Source organism: Kitasatospora sp. NPDC056273 (genome assembly GCF_042268845.1).
Taxonomy (GTDB): Bacteria; Actinomycetota; Actinomycetes; order Streptomycetales; family Streptomycetaceae; genus Kitasatospora.
In genome coordinates this window covers 28608-45566 of sequence record NZ_JBHJSJ010000053.1, presented here as the reverse complement: position 1 = coordinate 45566, position 16959 = coordinate 28608, and the positions used below count along the sequence as shown (strand labels likewise).

Annotated in this window: 8 protein-coding genes; 1 reads left to right on the top strand and 7 read right to left on the bottom strand. The window is 72.7% G+C overall.

The window, feature by feature from the left end; translation table 11 throughout:
- Positions 1-7: 7 nt before the first annotated feature.
- The 7 genes from pyk to ACFCY1_RS33130 form a co-directional block, all read right to left on the bottom strand.
- Positions 8-1435, bottom strand: coding sequence for a pyruvate kinase (gene pyk, locus ACFCY1_RS33160; protein WP_375876976.1), 1428 nt, complete (start codon positions 1433-1435; stop codon positions 8-10).
- Positions 1436-1529: 94 nt separating this feature from the next.
- Complete coding sequence (locus ACFCY1_RS33155; RefSeq protein WP_074001464.1) at positions 1530-2753, bottom strand: acetate kinase; 1224 nt, start codon at positions 2751-2753, stop codon at positions 1530-1532.
- Positions 2750-4918: a phosphate acetyltransferase gene (pta, locus tag ACFCY1_RS33150; protein WP_079271889.1), complete on the bottom strand. Its 2169-nt coding sequence runs from the start codon at positions 4916-4918 to the stop codon at positions 2750-2752. Before pta ends, ACFCY1_RS33155 begins: the two co-directional genes overlap by 4 nt.
- A 184-nt stretch (positions 4919-5102) precedes the next feature.
- Positions 5103-7532: a 1,4-alpha-glucan branching protein GlgB gene (glgB, locus tag ACFCY1_RS33145; protein ID WP_375876975.1), complete on the bottom strand. Its 2430-nt coding sequence runs from the start codon at positions 7530-7532 to the stop codon at positions 5103-5105.
- Between the two features lie 170 nt (positions 7533-7702).
- Complete coding sequence (locus ACFCY1_RS33140) at positions 7703-9193, bottom strand: phosphotransferase (RefSeq protein ID WP_375876974.1); 1491 nt, start codon at positions 9191-9193, stop codon at positions 7703-7705.
- Between the two features lie 252 nt (positions 9194-9445).
- The gene (treS, locus tag ACFCY1_RS33135) at positions 9446-11170 is read right to left on the bottom strand and encodes a maltose alpha-D-glucosyltransferase (RefSeq protein WP_074001467.1); all 1725 of its coding nucleotides are present in this window, start codon (positions 11168-11170) and stop codon (positions 9446-9448) included.
- Complete coding sequence (locus ACFCY1_RS33130) at positions 11167-13122, bottom strand: alpha-1,4-glucan--maltose-1-phosphate maltosyltransferase (protein WP_375876983.1); 1956 nt, start codon at positions 13120-13122, stop codon at positions 11167-11169. Before ACFCY1_RS33130 ends, treS begins: the two co-directional genes overlap by 4 nt.
- Before the next feature lie 1042 nt (positions 13123-14164).
- Between ACFCY1_RS33130 and glgP the strand changes: the two genes are divergently transcribed.
- Positions 14165-16831, top strand: a complete 2667-nt coding sequence (gene glgP / locus ACFCY1_RS33125) for an alpha-glucan family phosphorylase (protein ID WP_049651957.1) — start codon at positions 14165-14167, stop codon at positions 16829-16831.
- Positions 16832-16959 lie beyond the last annotated feature (128 nt).

The following is a 16959-nucleotide window of genomic DNA, read 5'->3' as shown; positions in this document are numbered from 1 at the left end:
CGGGTGCTCACTCGCCCCGGGTGCCCAGGTGGTGCACCTGCACCATGTTGGTGGTGCCGGGGACGCCGACCGGGACACCGGCGGTGACGATGACGGTGTCGCCCTCGCCGAGCCGGCCGAGCTTCAGCAGCTCCCGGTCGACCTGCGCGACCATCGCGTCGGTGGTGGCCACCTGCTCCGTGACGTATGCCTCGACGCCCCAGCTCAGCGAGAGCTGGTTGCGGGTGGCGCTGTCCGGGGTGAAGGCGATCACCGGGATCGGCGAGCGGTAGCGGGACAGCCGGCGGGCGGTGTCGCCGGACTTGGTGAAGGCGACCAGCGCCTTGCCGTCCAGGAAGTCGCCCAGCTCGCACGCGGCGCGGGCGACGGAGCCGCCCTGGGTGCGCGGCTTGCGGCCCGGGTTGAGCGGCTGGAGGCCCTGGGCGAGCAGCTCGCCCTCGGCCGTCTCGCAGATCCGGGCCATGGTGCGGACGGTCTCGACGGGGTACTTGCCGACGCTCGACTCGGCGGACAGCATGACCGCGTCGGCGCCGTCCAGGATGGCGTTGGCGACGTCGGAGACCTCGGCGCGGGTCGGGCGCGAGGCGTGGATCATCGACTCCATCATCTGGGTGGCGACGATGACCGGCTTGGCGTTGCGGCGGGCCAGGGTGATCAGCTGCTTCTGGACCAGCGGCACCCGCTCCAGCGGGTACTCCACGGCCAGGTCGCCGCGGGCGACCATGATGGCGTCGAAGGCGAGGACGATCTCCTCCATGGCCTCGACGGCCTGCGGCTTCTCGATCTTGGCGATGACCGGCACGCGGATGCCGACCTCGTCCATGACCTCGTGGACGTCCTTGATGTCGTCCGCGTTGCGGACGAAGGACAGGGCGATCATGTCGACGCCCAGGCGCAGCGCGAAGCGCAGGTCGTCCTTGTCCTTCTCGGACAGGGCGGGCACGTTCACGGCCGCGCCGGGCAGGTTGATGCCCTTGTTGTTCGAGAGCACGCCGCCCTCGACCACCACGGTCTTCACCCGCGGGCCGTCGACGCTGACGACCTCCAGGGCGATGACGCCGTCGTTGATCAGGATCGGGTCGCCGGCCTTCACGTCGCCGGGCAGGCCCTTGTAGGTGGTGCCGCAGATGTGCTGGTCACCGGGGACGTCCTCGGTGGTGATGGTGAACTCGTCGCCGTTGTCGACGGTCACCGGGCCGTTGGCGAAGGTCGCCAGACGGATCTTCGGACCCTGGAGGTCGGCCAGGACGCCGATGGCCTTGCCGGTGTCCTCCGAGACCTGGCGGACCTTGCGGTACCGCTCCTCGTGGTCCGCGTGGTTGCCGTGGCTCATGTTCAGTCGGGCGACGTTCATGCCCGCCTCGACGATGGCCTTCAGCTGTTCGTAGGAGTCCGTCGCCGGACCCAGGGTGCAGACAATTTTCGCTCGGCGCATATGGATCAGTCTATCCGTTCGTGTTATAGGTGCATTCGGCACGCACCGGGAGGAATCGCCGACGAAAGCTTCCGAGGAGTGAGACGGATCCGTGTCAGTCCTCGGACTCCCGGCGTTCCCGGTGCACCAGCGCGAAGGTCTGTCGGGCGATCTCCAGCTCCTCGTCGGTGGGCACCACGGCGACCGCCACCCGTGCGTACTCGGGCGAGACGATCCGGGCCTCGCCGGACCGCACCGAGTTCAGTTCCGGGTCGACGGCGATGCCCAGTTCCTCCAGTCCCGCGGTGGCCGCCGCGCGCACCGGCGCCGCGTTCTCCCCGACCCCGGCGGTGAACGCGATCGCGTCCACCCGGCCGAGCACCGCGTAGTAGCCGCCGATGTACTTGCGCAGCCGGTGGACGTACGAGTCGAACGCGAGCTTCGCGTCCGCGTCCCCCTCGTCGGCCCGGCGCATGATCTCGCGCATGTCGTTCTCGCCGCACAGCCCGCGCAGGCCGCTGCGGCGGTTGAGCAGGTCGTCGATCTCGTCCACGGACAGCCCGCCGACCCGGTGCAGGTGGAACACCACGCCGGCGTCGATGTCGCCCGATCGGGTGCCCATGACCAGGCCCTCCAGCGGGGTCAGGCCCATCGAGGTGTCCACGCAGCGGCCGCCGGCGACGGCCGAGGCGGAGGCGCCGTTGCCCAGGTGCAGCACGATCACGTTGACCTCGGCCGGGTCCTTGCCGAGCAGCCGGGCGGTGGCCCGCGAGACGTACTGGTGCGAGGTGCCGTGGAAGCCGTAGCGGCGCACCCGGTGCCGGTCGGCGACGTCCTTGTCGATCGCGTACCGGGCCGAGTACTCGGGCATCGAGGCGTGGAAGGCGGTGTCGAAGACGGCCACCTGGGGGAGGTCGGGGCGCAGGGCCCGGGCGACCTCGATGCCGGTGATGTTGGCCGGGTTGTGCAGCGGGGCGACCGGGATCAGCCGGCGGATCTCCTTGAGCACGTCGTCGGTGATCACGGTCGGCTCGGTGAACCGCAGGCCGCCGTGCACCACCCGGTGGCCGATCGCGGCCAGCTCGGGGGAGTCCAGCCCGACGCCGTCGGCGGACAGCTCCTCGGCGACGGCCTTGAGCGCGGCGGCGTGGTCCGGGAAGGCCTGGACGGTCTCGCGCGGCCCGCCGGTGCGCGGGGTGTGCACCAGCCGCCCGCCGGCCTCGCCGATCCGCTCGACCAGCCCGGCGGCCAGCCTGGCCCCGTCCAGCATGTCGATCAGCTGGTACTTCACCGACGAGGAGCCGGCGTTCAGGACGAGGACGCGGGTGCCCTTGCTCATGCGGGGAGCTCCTTGCTGTCCGACGCGAGGTCCTGGGAGGTGCGGTCCTGGGAGGCGTGGTCCTGGGACTGGATGGCGGTGATCGCGACGGTGTTGACGATGTCCTGCACCAGCGCCCCGCGGGAGAGGTCGTTGACGGGCTTGCGCAGCCCCTGGAGCACCGGGCCGACGGCGACGGCCCCGGCCGAGCGCTGGACCGCCTTGTAGGTGTTGTTGCCGGTGTTGAGGTCCGGGAAGATCAGCACGGTGGCCCGCCCGGCCACCGGGGAGCCCGGCAGCTTGGTGGCCGCGACCCGGGCGTCCACCGCCGCGTCGTACTGGATCGGGCCCTCGACCAGGATGTCCGGCCGCAGCTCGCGGACCAGTTCGGTGGCCTTGCGGACCTTGTCGACGTCCGCGCCGGAGCCGGAGGTGCCGGTCGAGTACGAGAGCATCGCGACCCGCGGCTCCACCCCGAACTGGGCGGCGGTGGCGGCCGACTGGATGGCGATGTCGGCCAGCTGCTGGGCGTCCGGGTCGGGGTTGACCGCGCAGTCGCCGTACACCAGCACCCGGTCGGCCAGGCACATGAAGAAGACCGAGGAGACGATCGAGGCGCCCGGCGAGGTCTTGATCACCTCGAAGGCGGGCCGGATGGTGGCGGCGGTGGAGTGCGCCGCGCCGGAGACCATGCCGTCCGCGATGCCCTCCTGGACCATCAGGGTGCCGAAGTACGAGACGTCGGTGACCACGTCCAGGGCCAGTTCGACGGTCATCCCCTTGTGGGCGCGCAGCTTCGCGTACAGCTCGGCGAACTGGCGGCGCAGCGGGCTGGTGGCCGGGTCGACGATCCGCACCTGGGCGCGGTCGGCGGCCGGGTCCTCGGCGGGGAGGTCGATGCTCAGGCTCGACGCCTTGCGGCGGACGGCGTCCGCCTCGCCGAGCAGGGTGAGGTCGCAGATGTTGCGGCGCAGCAGGATCTCGGCGGCGCGCAGCACCCGCTCCTCGGTGCCCTCCGGCAGGACGACGTGCCGGCGGGTGCCCCGGGCGCGCTCCAGCAGCTCGTGCTCGAACATCATCGGGGTGACCCGCTCGGACCGGCCGACCTCGATCAGGTTGGTCAACTCGGCGGTGTCGACGTGCAGTTCGAACAGGCCGAGGGCGATCTCGGCCTTCCGGGGGCTGGCCGAGGTGAGCTTGCCCTCCAGGTGGGTCAGGTGGGCGGCGGTGGGCCAGCTGCCCTCGGGGACGACCGCGACCGGGGTGCCGGGGGCGAGCCGGGCGGCCAGTGCCATCACGTTGGGGCCGGGGTGCTGGCCGAGCGTCAGCAGCACGCCGGCGATCGGCGGGGCGCCGGCGGCGTGCGCGGCCAGCGAGCCGATCACCAGGTCGGCGCGGTCCCCGGGGGTGACCACCAGGGCGCCCTCGGTCAGCGCGTCCAGGAAGGTGGGCAGCATGGCGCCGCCGAAGACGTAGCCGCGCACGTCCCGGGCGAGGCCGGCGGCGTCCCCGAGCAGCACCTCGGCGCCGGTCGCCTCGACCAGCTGGGCGACGGTGGGCGCGGCCAGGGCCGGCTCCTCCGGGATGACGTAGGCGGGGACGGGCAGCTTCTCGGTGAGGGCGCGCTGGATGCGCTGCTTGGCGCCGGGGGCGACCCGGTTGGCGATCATCGCCAGGGTCTGGCAGCCGAGGTCGGTGTAGGCGCGGTGGGCGCCCAGCAGCTCGGCGACCACCGTCTCGGGGTCCTCGCCGTGCCCGCCGACCACCGGCAGCACGGCGGCGCCGAACTCGTTGGCCAGGCGGGCGTTGAAGGCGAGTTCGTCCGGGATGCTGGTGTCGGCGAAGTCGGTGCCGAGCACCAGGACGGCCTGGCAGCGCCGCTCCAGCGCGTGGAAGCGGTCGACCAGGGCGGAGACCAGTTCGTCCTGCCCGTGGGCGGCCTGGAGGGCGGCGGCCTCCTCGTAGCCGAGGCCGTACAGCTCGCTGCTGGGCAGGTCGAGCCGGTAGCGGCCGCGCAGCAGCTCGACCACGTGGTCGGAGCCCGGCTGCCCGGGGGCGGCGTGCACCAGCGGGCGGAACACCCCGACCCGGTCCACCTGGCGGGTGAGCAGTTCCATGACCCCGAGTTCGACCGCCTGGCGGCCGTCCCCCCGGTCGATGCCGGTCACGTACACGCTGCGCGCCACGTGGATGTCTCCGTCCCGTCGTCTCGGAAAGTGGTCATATCGACCATACCTTCGCACCCCGAACGGGTGTCCGCGAGCAGAGCGACGGGGTTCGGGCAAGGGGCGGAGGTCCCGCCCCGGGTGCCCGCCGACGGGGCGGGCACCCGGGGCGTCCGGGGCACCGGAGGCGCCCGGCGCTCAGCGCTCAGCGTGCGGGGCGGAGCCAGACGGTGGAGAGCGGGGGGAGGACCAGTTCGGCGGACCGGGGCTGGCCGTCCCACTCCACCGGCTCGGCCTTGACCGGGTGGGAGTTGCCGACGCCGCTGCCGCCGTACTCCTCGGCGTCGGTGTTCAGCGCCTCCTCCCACAGCTGGTCGCGGCCCGCCAGCCGGGGCAGCCCGACCCGGTGGCCGTGCCGGACGACCGGCGAGAAGTTGCAGACCGCGACCAGCGGCGAGCCGTCGGCCGCGTACCGGACGAAGGAGAGCAGGTTGTCCTCGGCGGCGCCGCCGTCGAGCCAGCGGAAGCCCTCGGGGACGGTGTCCAGCTCCCACAGCGCCGGGGTGTCGAGGTAGCGCCGGTTGAGGTCGCGGACCAGCCGGCGCACCCCGAGGTGCTCCTCGTGGGCCGGCCACCGCTCGTCGAGCACCCACCACTGCGGGCCCTGCTCGTGGTCCCACTCCGCGCCCTGGGCGAACTCCTGCCCCATGAACAGCAGCTGCTTGCCCGGGTGGGACCACATGAAGCCGAGGTAGGCGCGGTGGTTGGCGCGCTGCTGCCACCAGTCGCCGGGCATCTTGGAGACCAGCGCCCGCTTGCCGTGCACCACCTCGTCGTGCGAGATCGGCAGGACGTAGTTCTCGGAGTAGGCGTACACCATCGAGAAGGTGATCTCGTTGTGGTGGTACTTGCGGTGCACCGGCTCCTTGGACATGTAGACCAGCGAGTCGTGCATCCAGCCCATGTTCCACTTCAGCCCGAAGCCGAGGCCGCCGGCGTCGGTGGGGCGGGTGACCCCGTCCCAGGCGGTGGACTCCTCGGCGATGGTCACCGCGCCCGGGCAGCGCCGGTAGACGGTGGCGTTCATCTCCTGGAGGAAGGAGGCGGCGTCCAGGTTCTCCCGGCCGCCGAACCGGTTGGGCGTCCAGTCGCCGCCCTCGCGGGAGTAGTCGAGGTAGAGCATCGAGGCGACGGCGTCCACCCGCAGGCCGTCGACGTGGAACTCCTCGCACCAGTACACCGCGTTGGCGACGAGGAAGTTGCGCACCTCCTTGCGGCCGTAGTCGAACTCCAGCGTCCCCCAGTCGGGGTGCTCGGCGCGCAGCGGGTCGGCGGGCTCGTACAGCGGCTCGCCGTCGAAGCGGGCGAGCGCGAAGTCGTCCTTGGGGAAGTGCGCGGGCACCCAGTCGACGATCACGCCGATGCCGTGCCGGTGCAGGGTGTCCACCAGGTACCGGAAGTCGTCGGGGCCGCCGAGCCGGGCGGTGGGGGCGTAGTAGCCGGACACCTGGTAGCCCCAGGAGCCGCCGAAGGGGTGCTCCATCACCGGCATGAGCTCCACGTGGGTGAAGTTCAACTCCTGGAGGTAGCGCGGCAGTTCCTCGGCGATGGCGCGGTAGGTGGTGAGGTCCGGCCGCCAGGAGGGCAGGTGCAGCTCGTACACCGACATCGGGGCCCGGTGGTGCGCGGCGCGGGCCCGGCGGGCCATCCACTCGCCGTCCTGCCAGGCGTAGTCGGAGGAGGTGACCACCGAGGCGGTGCCGGGCGGGCACTGGGCGGCCCGGGCCAGCGGGTCGGCCTTGTCCAGCACCCAGCCCTGCCGGGTGTGCACCTCGTACTTGTAGGTGGCGCCCTCGGCCAGGCCGGGGACGAACAGCTCCCAGATCCCGGACGAGCCGAGCGAGCGCATCGGGTGCCCGGTGCCGTTCCAGTGGTTGAAGCCGCCGATCAGCCGCACCCCGACGGCGTTCGGCGCCCAGACCGCGAAGGCGGTGCCGGCCACCCCGTCGACGGTGCGCACGTGCGAGCCGAGCGCCCGCCACAGCTGCTCGTGCCGGCCCTCGGAGATCAGGTGCAGGTCGAGTTCGCCGAGGGTGGGCGGGGTGCGGTAGCCGTCGTGCTGGCGCAGCGGCTCGCCGTCGGGGTACGTCACCAGCAGGGTGTACTCCGGCGGTTCGCCGCCGGCCACCAGGCCGGTGAACAACCCGCTCTGCTGGTGGGTGAGTTCGGCCGGGCCGTGGGCGGTCTCGACGACCACCCGCTCGGCGAACGGGCGCAGCACCCGGATCGCCGTGCCGCCGTGCACCGGGTGCGCGCCGAGCAGCGCGTGCGGGTCGTGGTGCTGCCCGCCCACCAGCCGGTCGACCTCGGCCGGCGGCAGCGGCGCCTCGGGCAGCCGCAGCGCCCCGGTGGGGGCCGGGCGCTCGGCCTCCCGGGGCTGCGGGGCCGCGAGTGGGTCGGCAGGGGACGGGAGGGTGGCCGGGGGCTCCGAGCCGGTGCCGGCGCCCCCCTCCTCCTCGGCCGCCCGGTGCGCCCCGTGCTCGTGGCCGGTGTGGCCTTCGGCGGGGAGCGGTCCGGCCAGGAAGGTGGCCGGTACGGGGCGGGTGGGGCGGCCGGTCGGGTCGATCGGCGTCACGGCGGGGTCCTCCTGCGGCGGGGTGGGCGAACTCCTGCGGGCGGGACAGGAAACGGTCGGGACAGGAAACGGGTGGGACGGGAGACGCGTGGTGCGGAAACGAGTGGTGCGTGAACGGGCGGTGCGGGAATCGGGCGGTGCGGAAAAGGCGTGGGTACGGGAAGGGCCGGTCAGACGGACAGGGCGAGCCGGTTGATCGCGGCCAGCGGGATCGGCAGCCAGCTCGGCCGGTGCCGGGCCTCGTACACCACCTCGTAGACCGCCTTGTCGATCTCCAGCGCCCGCATCAGCTCCGGCGAGGCGGCCGGGTCGGCGCCGCCGCCGGCGGTGTAGCCGGCGCCGTAGGCGGTGCGGTTGCGCTGGGCCCAGGCGGCGGCCAGGTGGGCCAGTTCCGGGTCGACGGGGCCGCCGGCCAGCAGGTGGGCGGCCGCGTAGTCGAAGGAGCGCAGCATCGCGGCGACGTCGCGCAGGGCGGGCTGCGGTTCGCGGCGCTCGTTGACGGACTTGGCGGGCTCGCCCTCGAAGTCCAGCAGCACCCAGCCGTGCGGGGTGCGCATGGCCTGTCCGAGGTGGAGGTCGCCGTGGATGCGCTGGACCGGCAGGCCGTCCGGGTGGGCGTCGGCGAGCTGCTGGAAGGCGGTGCGCAGGGCGGCCCGGAAGCGCAGCAGGCCGGGGACGGCGGCGACGGCGCTGTCCAGCCGGTCGGCCATGGCGCCGGCCAGCCGTCCGGTCTGGGCGCGGTCGAGCCGGGCGACGGGCATCGAGCGGGCGAGGACCCGGTGCACCTCGGCGGTGGCCCGGCCGAGCCGGTGCGCCTCGATGGCGAAGTTGCCGGGGGAGCGGTCCCCCTTGAGCCGGCCGACCTGGTCGAGGGCGAGTTCCCAGCCGTCCTCGGCGTCCGGCAGGTAGCGCTGCAGGAGTCCGAGGGTGGCGGGTTCGGCGCGTTCCATCCGGCTCTCGAACCAGGCGGCGACCCGGGGGATGCGGGTGGAGCCGGCCCGGGAGAGCGCGAGCGACAGTTCGAGGTCGGGGTTGGTGCCGGGGTGGATGCGGCGGAACAGCTTGAGGATGTACGAGGTGCCGTAGATGACCGAGCTGTTGGACTGCTCGGCGGTGGAGGCGCGGCCGGGGAGGTTGGCGGGCAGTCCGGAGCCGGGGGTGCGGCGGAAGGAGAGCGCGCCGAAGCGGTCCCCGGTGGCCAGGTGTTCGAGCAGCCGTCCGGTGAGTTCGGGGTCGTGCACCGCGTCGTAGAGGGTCGCGCCGTCGTACGGGCCCTGGCTGAGCCGGCCGAGCACGGCGGCGGGCCCGATGTCCCCGAGTCCGCCGGAGCGGATGCCGAGCAGCAGCTGGTAGATGTCGCCGTGCGGGGCGCCGGCCGTGGTGGCGTGCTCGACCCGCAGCAGGAGGTGCAGCAGGGCCGGGTCGCCGACCTGCAGCGGGGTGCCGACGGCCGGGGTGAGGCCGGTGATGGGCCTCCCCTTGCCGGCGTACCAGCGCTGGGTGGGCAGCCAGGAGGCGATCAGTGGCAGGGCCGCCTGGACGAGTTCGCTGACGCCCAGGGCGGTTCTCCGGGCCCCGGCGCCCCGGGTGCCCGCGGGGGTGGCGGGACCGGTGGGGGCGTCGTCCTGGAGGTGGGCTTGAGAACGGGAGGTTTCGGACATGGCTCCCTTTCCCCGGAAGCACGCGGACTGCCCGACGGGTCGTGGCCGGGTCCGTCAGTCTTCCGGATTGCGGCGGCGCGGCGGTCGCGGCACGCGAGCACGGCTCGGGTGTCACGCCTTCGTGTGGGTGGCCGTTGGGCTGTTCTCCGTACGCGGTGGTGCAGAGAACTCCGGGGGCGCGGGGGTTCAACTCGCGCCCCCGGAGGGTCTGGTGGTGCTGTTCACGGCTGCTGTGCCACGTGCGGCGGATCGTTACTTCGATCGCCTGGTCCCGCTCAGGCGCGGGGGCTGCCGGAGCTGGAACCAGTAGAAGCCGTGCCCGGCCAGGGTGAGCAGGTAGGGCCACTCGCCGATCGACGGGAAGCGCACCCCGCCGATCAGCTCGACCGGGTACCGCCCGCCGTACTGCCGCAGGTCCAGCTCGGTCGGCTGCGCGAACCGCGAGAAGTTGTTCACGCACATGACCAGGTCCCCCTCGTACTCGCGCACGAAGGCCAGCACGGCGGGGTTGCTGGAGGGCAGTTCGGCGTAGCTGCCGAGGCCGAACGCCGGATTGAGCTTGCGGATCTCGATCATGCGACGCGTCCAGTGCAGCAGGGAGCTCGAACTGCTCTGCTGCGCTTCGACGTTGGTCACCTGATAGCCGTACACCGGGTCCATGATGGGCGGCAGACTGAGCCTGCCCGGGTCGGCGGAGGAGAAACCCGCGTTGCGGTCCGGGGTCCACTGCATCGGGGTGCGCACGCCGTCCCGGTCGCCGAGCCAGATGTTGTCGCCCATGCCGATCTCGTCCCCGTAGTAGAGGACCGGCGAGCCGGGCAGGGAGAGCAGCAGCGCGGTGAACAGCTCGATCTGGTTGCGGTCGTTCTCCAGCAGCGGGGCGAGCCGGCGGCGGATGCCCACGTTGGCGCGCATCCGCGGGTCCTTGGCGTACTCCGCGTACATGTAGTCGCGCTCCTCGTCGGTGACCATCTCCAGGGTCAGCTCGTCGTGGTTGCGCAGGAAGATGCCCCACTGGCAGCCGCCGGGGATCTGCGGGGTCTTGGCGAGGATCTCGGACACCGGGTAGCGGGACTCCCGGCGCACCGCCATGAAGATCCGGGGCATCACCGGGAAGTGGAACGCCATGTGGCACTCGTCGCCGCCGGAGGCGAAGTCGCCGAAGTAGTCGACGACGTCCTCCGGCCACTGGTTGGCCTCGGCGAGCAGCACGGTGTCCGGGTAGTTGGCGTCGATCTCCTTGCGGACCCGCTGGAGGAACTCGTGGGTCTCCGGGAGGTTCTCGCAGTTGGTGCCCTCGCGGGCGAACAGGTACGGCACCGCGTCCAGCCGGAAGCCGTCGATGCCGAGGTCGAGCCAGAACCGCAGCCCGGCGATCATCTCGTCCTGGACCCGGGGGTTGTCGTAGTTGAGGTCCGGCTGGTGCGAGAAGAAGCGGTGCCAGAAGTACTGCTTGCGGACCGGGTCGTAGGTCCAGTTGGAGGTCTCGGTGTCGACGAAGATGATCCGGGCGTCCGGGTACTGCTTGTCGTCGTCGGCCCACATGTAGAAGTCGCCGTAGGGCCCGTCCGGGTCGGAGCGGGAGGCCTGGAACCACGGGTGCTGGTCGCTGGTGTGGTTCATGACGAAGTCGATCACGATGCGCATGCCGCGGGCGTGGGCGGCGTCGACGAACTCCATGAAGTCGGCGAGGTCGCCGAACTCCGGCAGCACCGAGGTGTAGTCGGAGACGTCGTACCCGCCGTCGCGCAGCGGCGAGGCGAAGAACGGGGGGAGCCAGAGGCAGTCGATCCCGAGCCACTGGAGGTAGTCGAGCTTGGCCGTGAGCCCCTTGAGGTCCCCGACACCGTCGCCGTTGCTGTCCTGGAAGGACCGCACCAGCACCTCGTAGAAGACCGCACGCTTGAACCACTGCGGGTCGAGCTTCTTCTTCGAGGTCTCGGGGAAGGTGTCGGGGACGGGCTCGTTCACTGTCACGCTGGGTTCCTCCGAACCGTGAGGAGGTGAGCCGGCTCGGCTGAGGGATCGAGCCGGACGTAGTTGTGCCGGCCCCAGGTGTAGACGGCGCCGGTGAGCTCGTCGTGCACCGCGTACGGGCCGTCGCCGTCGAGCGTGACGGTGGCCTCCTGGACGTGGTGCGGGTCGAGGTTCACCACGGTGACGACCTGGTCGGTGAGCCCCTCGGGGGTGGTCGCGGTCTTGGAGTAGGCGAGCACCTGGTCGTTGTCGGTGGGGTGGAAGCGCAGGTCGCGCAGCTGCTGGAGGGCGGGGTGGCGGCGGCGCAGCCGGTTCAGCACGGTCAGCAGCGGGGCCAGGGTGTCGGTGCGGCTCCAGTCGCGCGGGCGCAGTTCGTACTTCTCCGAGTGGAGGTACTCCTCGGAGCCCGGGTGGGCCGGCTCGTTCTCGTACAGCTCGAAGCCGGCGTAGACGCCGTAGCTGGGGGAGAGGGTGGCGGCGAGCACCGCGCGGATCGCGAAGGCGGCCCGGCCGCCGTGCTGGAGGTACTCGTGCAGGATGTCCGGCGTGTTGGCGAAGAAGTTGGGCCGCATGTAGGCGGCGGCGTCACCGCTGAGTTCGGTGAGGTAGTCGGTGAGTTCCGGTTTGGTGGTGCGCCAGGTGAAGTACGTGTACGACTGGTGGAAACCGATCTTCGCCAGGGTGTGCATCATCGCGGGGCGGGTGAAGGCCTCCGCCAGGAACACCACGTCGGGGTCGGTCCGGGCGACGTCGGCGAGCACCTTCTCCCAGAACACCACCGGTTTGGTGTGCGGGTTGTCGACCCGGAAGATCCGGACGCCGTGCGACATCCAGAACCGGAGGATCCGGATGGTTTCCTTGACGATTCCGTCCATGTCCTGGTCGAAGTTGACCGGATAGATGTCCTGGTACTTCTTCGGCGGATTCTCGGCGTACGCGATGGTGCCGTCCGTGCGGTGGCTGAACCATTCCGGATGCTTGTTCACCCAGGGGTGGTCGGGGGAGCACTGGAGGGCGAAGTCCAGCGCCACCTCCAGGTGCAGCGCCTTGGCCTCGGCGACGAAGTGGTCGAAGTCCTCGATGGTGCCGAGGTCCGGGTGGACGGCGTCGTGGCCGCCCTCGGGGGAGCCGATCGCCCAGGGCGAGCCGACGTCGTGCGGGCCGGCCGTCAGGGTGTTGTCCGGGCCCTTGCGGAAGGCTCGGCCGATCGGGTGGACCGGCGGCAGGTAGACCACGTCGAAGCCCATCGCGGCGACGGCCGGCAGGCGTTCGGCGGCGCTGCGCAGGTTGCCAGGGCGCGGCGGCTCGACGCCGGCCGGGTCCACCACGGCGCCCTCCGACCGGGGGAAGAACTCGTACCAGGAGCCGAACAGCGCGCGCTCGCGGTCGACCTGGAGCGGCATCGGGCGGGAGGCGCTGAGCAGCTCGCGCAGCGGGTGGCGGACCAGCGCGTCGAGCACCTCGGGGGCGAGCGCGGCGGCCAGCCGGGACAGCGGCGGCAGGGTCTGGTCGCGCAGCGCGTCGGCGGCGGCCAGCACGTCGGCGCGGCCCTCCTTCTTGGGCACCCCGGCCGCGGCCTGCTCCAGCAGCCGGGCGCCCTCCTCCAGGACCAGCGCGGTGTCGATCCCGGCGGGCAGCTTCACCGAGGCGGTCCGGCGCCAGGTGGCGACCGGGTCGCTCCACGCCTCCACCAGGTACGACCAGCGGCCGGGCGCGGTCGGGGTGACGTACGCGCCCCAGCGGTCGGTGCCCTCGGCCAGTTCGCGCATCGGCGTCCACGGGCCGCTGCGGCCGCGCGGGTCGCGCAGCACCACGTTGGCGTTGACGGCGTCGTGGCCCTCGCGGAAGACGGTCGCGGTGACCAGGAAGGTCTCGCCGACGACGGCCTTGGCCGGGCGGCGGCCGGCGTCGACGAGGGGACTGACGTCCAGGACGGGGATGCGGCCGATCACGGTGTCGCTCTCTGTCGTCTTGCGGGCGGAGGGCTTGCGAGCGGGGGCCTTCCGGGCGGTCGCCCCGGTGGCCGGGGCCTTCGCGGAGGCGGACCCGGCGGCCTCCGCGGTGGCGGCCTTCGGAGCTGCGGTCTTCGGGGTGGTGGCGGTGGTGCGGCGCGTGGTGGTGGTGCGCCTGCGGGGTGCCGCCGCCCGGTCCTCCTCGGCCGCGGGGTGCCGGGCCGTCGAGGGGGCTTCGGATTCGGAGGATCCGGCACGGACCGCCCCGGAGGCCCTCGGCGCCGGCATCGCCGGATCTGTCCGAGTGTCAGAATCCATCCGTCCGGCGGATTCCGCGACCGCTGCGTCGAGGCCTTCGGCCACCGGTGTGGACTGGTCCCGCGTGTCGCCGTGCATGCCAAGCTCCTGCCCGAGATCGGCGGCAGCTCCCCGCGGGCCTGGGTACGGGCCGGGGGAGTACCGGAGGACTGCTGGGTGGGGAGGACGTGCGACCGGAAGCCTGCCCGCGCCGCTGTTCCCGGCAACCTGCCCGGCGCCCGCCGAGCCGGCGGTGGGACGCCCCGGAGCCCGTGTGCGTCCCGGCGCACGCCTCCGCCGGGCGCGCCCCGGCCGACCCGGTCCACCCGTGAACGAGCGGGCCGGTAGGGAGGACACGCGTCCGTGCGCGGTGAGCGCCGAATGGGCTAAGAAGGACGGGAACGGACAACACGAAAAGGATTCGGACGTGCTGCTTCGCGGGGGACGCCACCCGTCGTCGTACTCCCCACTGCATCAACGACCTTCGGTCATCCTCGCACCGGCGACAAGGTTTTTGCAGCGGTACGACAGTAGTTTCGGGCCTTCTCCCGGGTGGATGCGCCATCGGAAATGAAGCCGTACCGAAGAGTTCACGTATTGGTAGCGCGGGCCCCCGAAATGTGCGCCTCGCGCGCCCCCCGTGCAGTCCAATGCGCCGAATGCGATCTCATCAATAGCCCGAACGGATGCCCAATAGTCCACTTGACGCACTGTCCGGCCGACCGCCACGGCTACGCTTCACGCCGTGAAGGCAATCCGCAGATTCACCGTCCGCACCGTCCTGCCCGAACAACTCCAGCCGCTGCACGAGCTGGCCCTCAACCTGCGCTGGTCCTGGCACCCCGAGACCAGGGACCTCTTCCGGTCCGTGGACCCGGAGGTCTGGGCCGCGACCGGCGAGGACCCGGTGCGGCTGCTCGGGGAGGTCCCGGCCGCCCGGCTGGCCGCGCTCGCCGCCGACCGGCGCTTCCTGCGCAGACTCGGCGACCTCGCCGACGACCTGCGCGAGTACCTGACCGGCCCCCGCTGGTACCAGACCCGGCAGCAGTCCGACGCCGCCCCGCTGCCCGCCGCGATCGCCTACTTCTCGCCCGAGTACGGCATCGCCGCCGCGCTGCCCCAGTACTCCGGCGGGCTCGGCATCCTGGCCGGCGACCACCTCAAGGCCGCCAGCGACCTCGGCGTGCCGGTCGTCGGCGTCGGCCTGTTCTACCGGCACGGCTACTTCCGCCAGTCCCTGAGCCGGGACGGCTGGCAGCAGGAGCGCTATCCGCTGCTCGACCCGGACGAACTCGCGGTCAGCCTGCTGCGGGAGGCCGACGGCACCCCCGGCCGGGTCGACCTGGCCCTGCCCGGCGGCCGCACCCTGGCCGCCCACATCTGGAAGGCCCAGGTCGGGCGGGTCCCGCTGCTGCTGCTCGACTCCGACATCGAGGCCAACTCGCCCGCCGAGCGGGACGTCACCGACCGGCTGTACGGCGGCGGCAGCGAGCACCGGCTGCTCCAGGAGATGCTGCTCGGCATCGGCGGCGTCCGGGCGGTGCGCGCCTACTGCCGGCTCACCGGGCACCCCGCCCCCGATGTCTTCCACACCAACGAGGGCCACGCCGGCTTCCTCGGCGTGGAGCGCATCCGCGAACTGGTCGCCGACGACCGGACCGGCCTCGACTTCGCCGCCGCCCTGGAGGCCGTCCGGGCCGGCACCCTCTTCACCACCCACACGCCCGTCCCGGCCGGCATCGACCGCTTCGACCGCGAGCTGGTCGCCCGCCACTTCGGCGGCGACGCCGCGCTGCCCGGCGTGCCGGTCGAGCAGGTGCTCGCGCTCGGCGCCGAGAGCTGGCAGGACGGGGACCCGAAGCTCTTCAACATGGCCGCCATGGGCCTGCGGCTGGCCCAGCGAGCCAACGGGGTCTCCACCCTGCACGGCGAGGTCAGCCGCTCGATGTTCAACGGCCTGTGGCCCGGCTTCGACCCGGCCGAGGTGCCGATCACCTCGGTCACCAACGGCGTGCACGCCGCCACCTGGATCGACCCGGCGGTGGTCCGGCTCGGCGCCGCCGAGATCGGCGCCGAGCGCGCCGAGGAGGCGATGACCACCGGCGAGAGCAAGCGCTGGACGGGCCTGGAGCGGATCGGCAACACCGAGGTCTGGCAACTGCGGCGCGCCCTGCGGGCCCAGCTGGTGGAGGAGGCCCGCCGTCGGCTGCACGCCTCCTGGCGCCGGCGCGGGGCCGGCGAGGCCGAGCTCGGCTGGGTCTCCTCGGTGCTCGACCCCGACGTGCTCACCATCGGCTTCGCCCGCCGGGTGCCCTCGTACAAGCGGCTCACCCTGATGCTGCGCGACCAGGAGCGGCTGCGCGCGCTGCTGCTGCACCCCACCCGGCCGGTGCAGATCGTGGTCGCCGGCAAGGCCCACCCGGCGGACGACGGCGGCAAGCGGCTGATCCAGCAGATGGTCGCCTTCGCCGACGACCCGGCGGTGCGGCACCGGATCGTCTTCCTGCCGGACTACGACATGGCGATGGCCCAGCGCCTCTACCCGGGCTGCGACGTCTGGCTGAACAACCCGCTGCGCCCGCTGGAGGCCTGCGGCACCTCCGGGATGAAGGCGGCGCTCAACGGCTGCCTCAACCTGTCCGTCCTGGACGGCTGGTGGGACGAGTGGTTCGACGGCCGCAACGGCTGGGCGATCCCCACGGCCGACGAGAGCGGCGGGGCGCTCGACCCGGACAGCGGCGAGGCCGAGCGGCGCGACGACATCGAGGCGGCCGCGCTCTACGACCTGATCGAGAACCAGGTCGCCGCCCGGTTCTACGACCGGGACGCGGACGGGCTGCCGCAGCAGTGGATCGCCATGGTCCGGCACACCCTGGTCACCCTCGGGCCCAAGGTGCTGGCCGGGCGGATGGTCCGGGAGTACGTCGAGCGGCTGTACGCCCCGGCGGCGCAGGCCCAGCGGGAGCTGGCCGGGCAGCACGGCCACGGCGCGCGGGAGCTGGCGCTCTGGAAGGCGACGGTCCGGGAGGCCTGGCCGGCCGTCCGGGTCGAGCACGTCGAGGCGGACTGCCCGACCGAGGCGCAGGAGCTGGGCAGTTCGCTGGAGCTGCGGGTGCAGGTCGCGCTCGGGACGCTGCGGCCGGGCGACGTCGAGGTGCAGGCGGTCTCCGGCCGGGTGGACGAGCGGGACCGGATCTCGGACGCCTGCCTGCTCGCCCTCAAGCCGGTCGGCGGGCCCGATCTGGACGGCCGGATCCGCTACGAGGGCTCGCTGGAGCTCTGCCGGACCGGCCCGTTCGGCTACACCGTCCGGGTGCTGCCCGCGCACCCGCGGCTGGCCTCGCCGGCCGAGCTGGGGCTGGTCGCGCTGCCGGCCGAGTCGGCCGGGATGGACGCGGGGCTGCTGCGCTGAGGCCGCGGGCGGCCGTCCACCGGTGGTGAACCGGGTGGGCGGCCGCCCGCGTACCTCCGTGCGGGAAGTGGGGAATGCCCGGCCGGGTGCGTGACGGCGCACCCGGACGGGCACATTCGTGGGGTCCG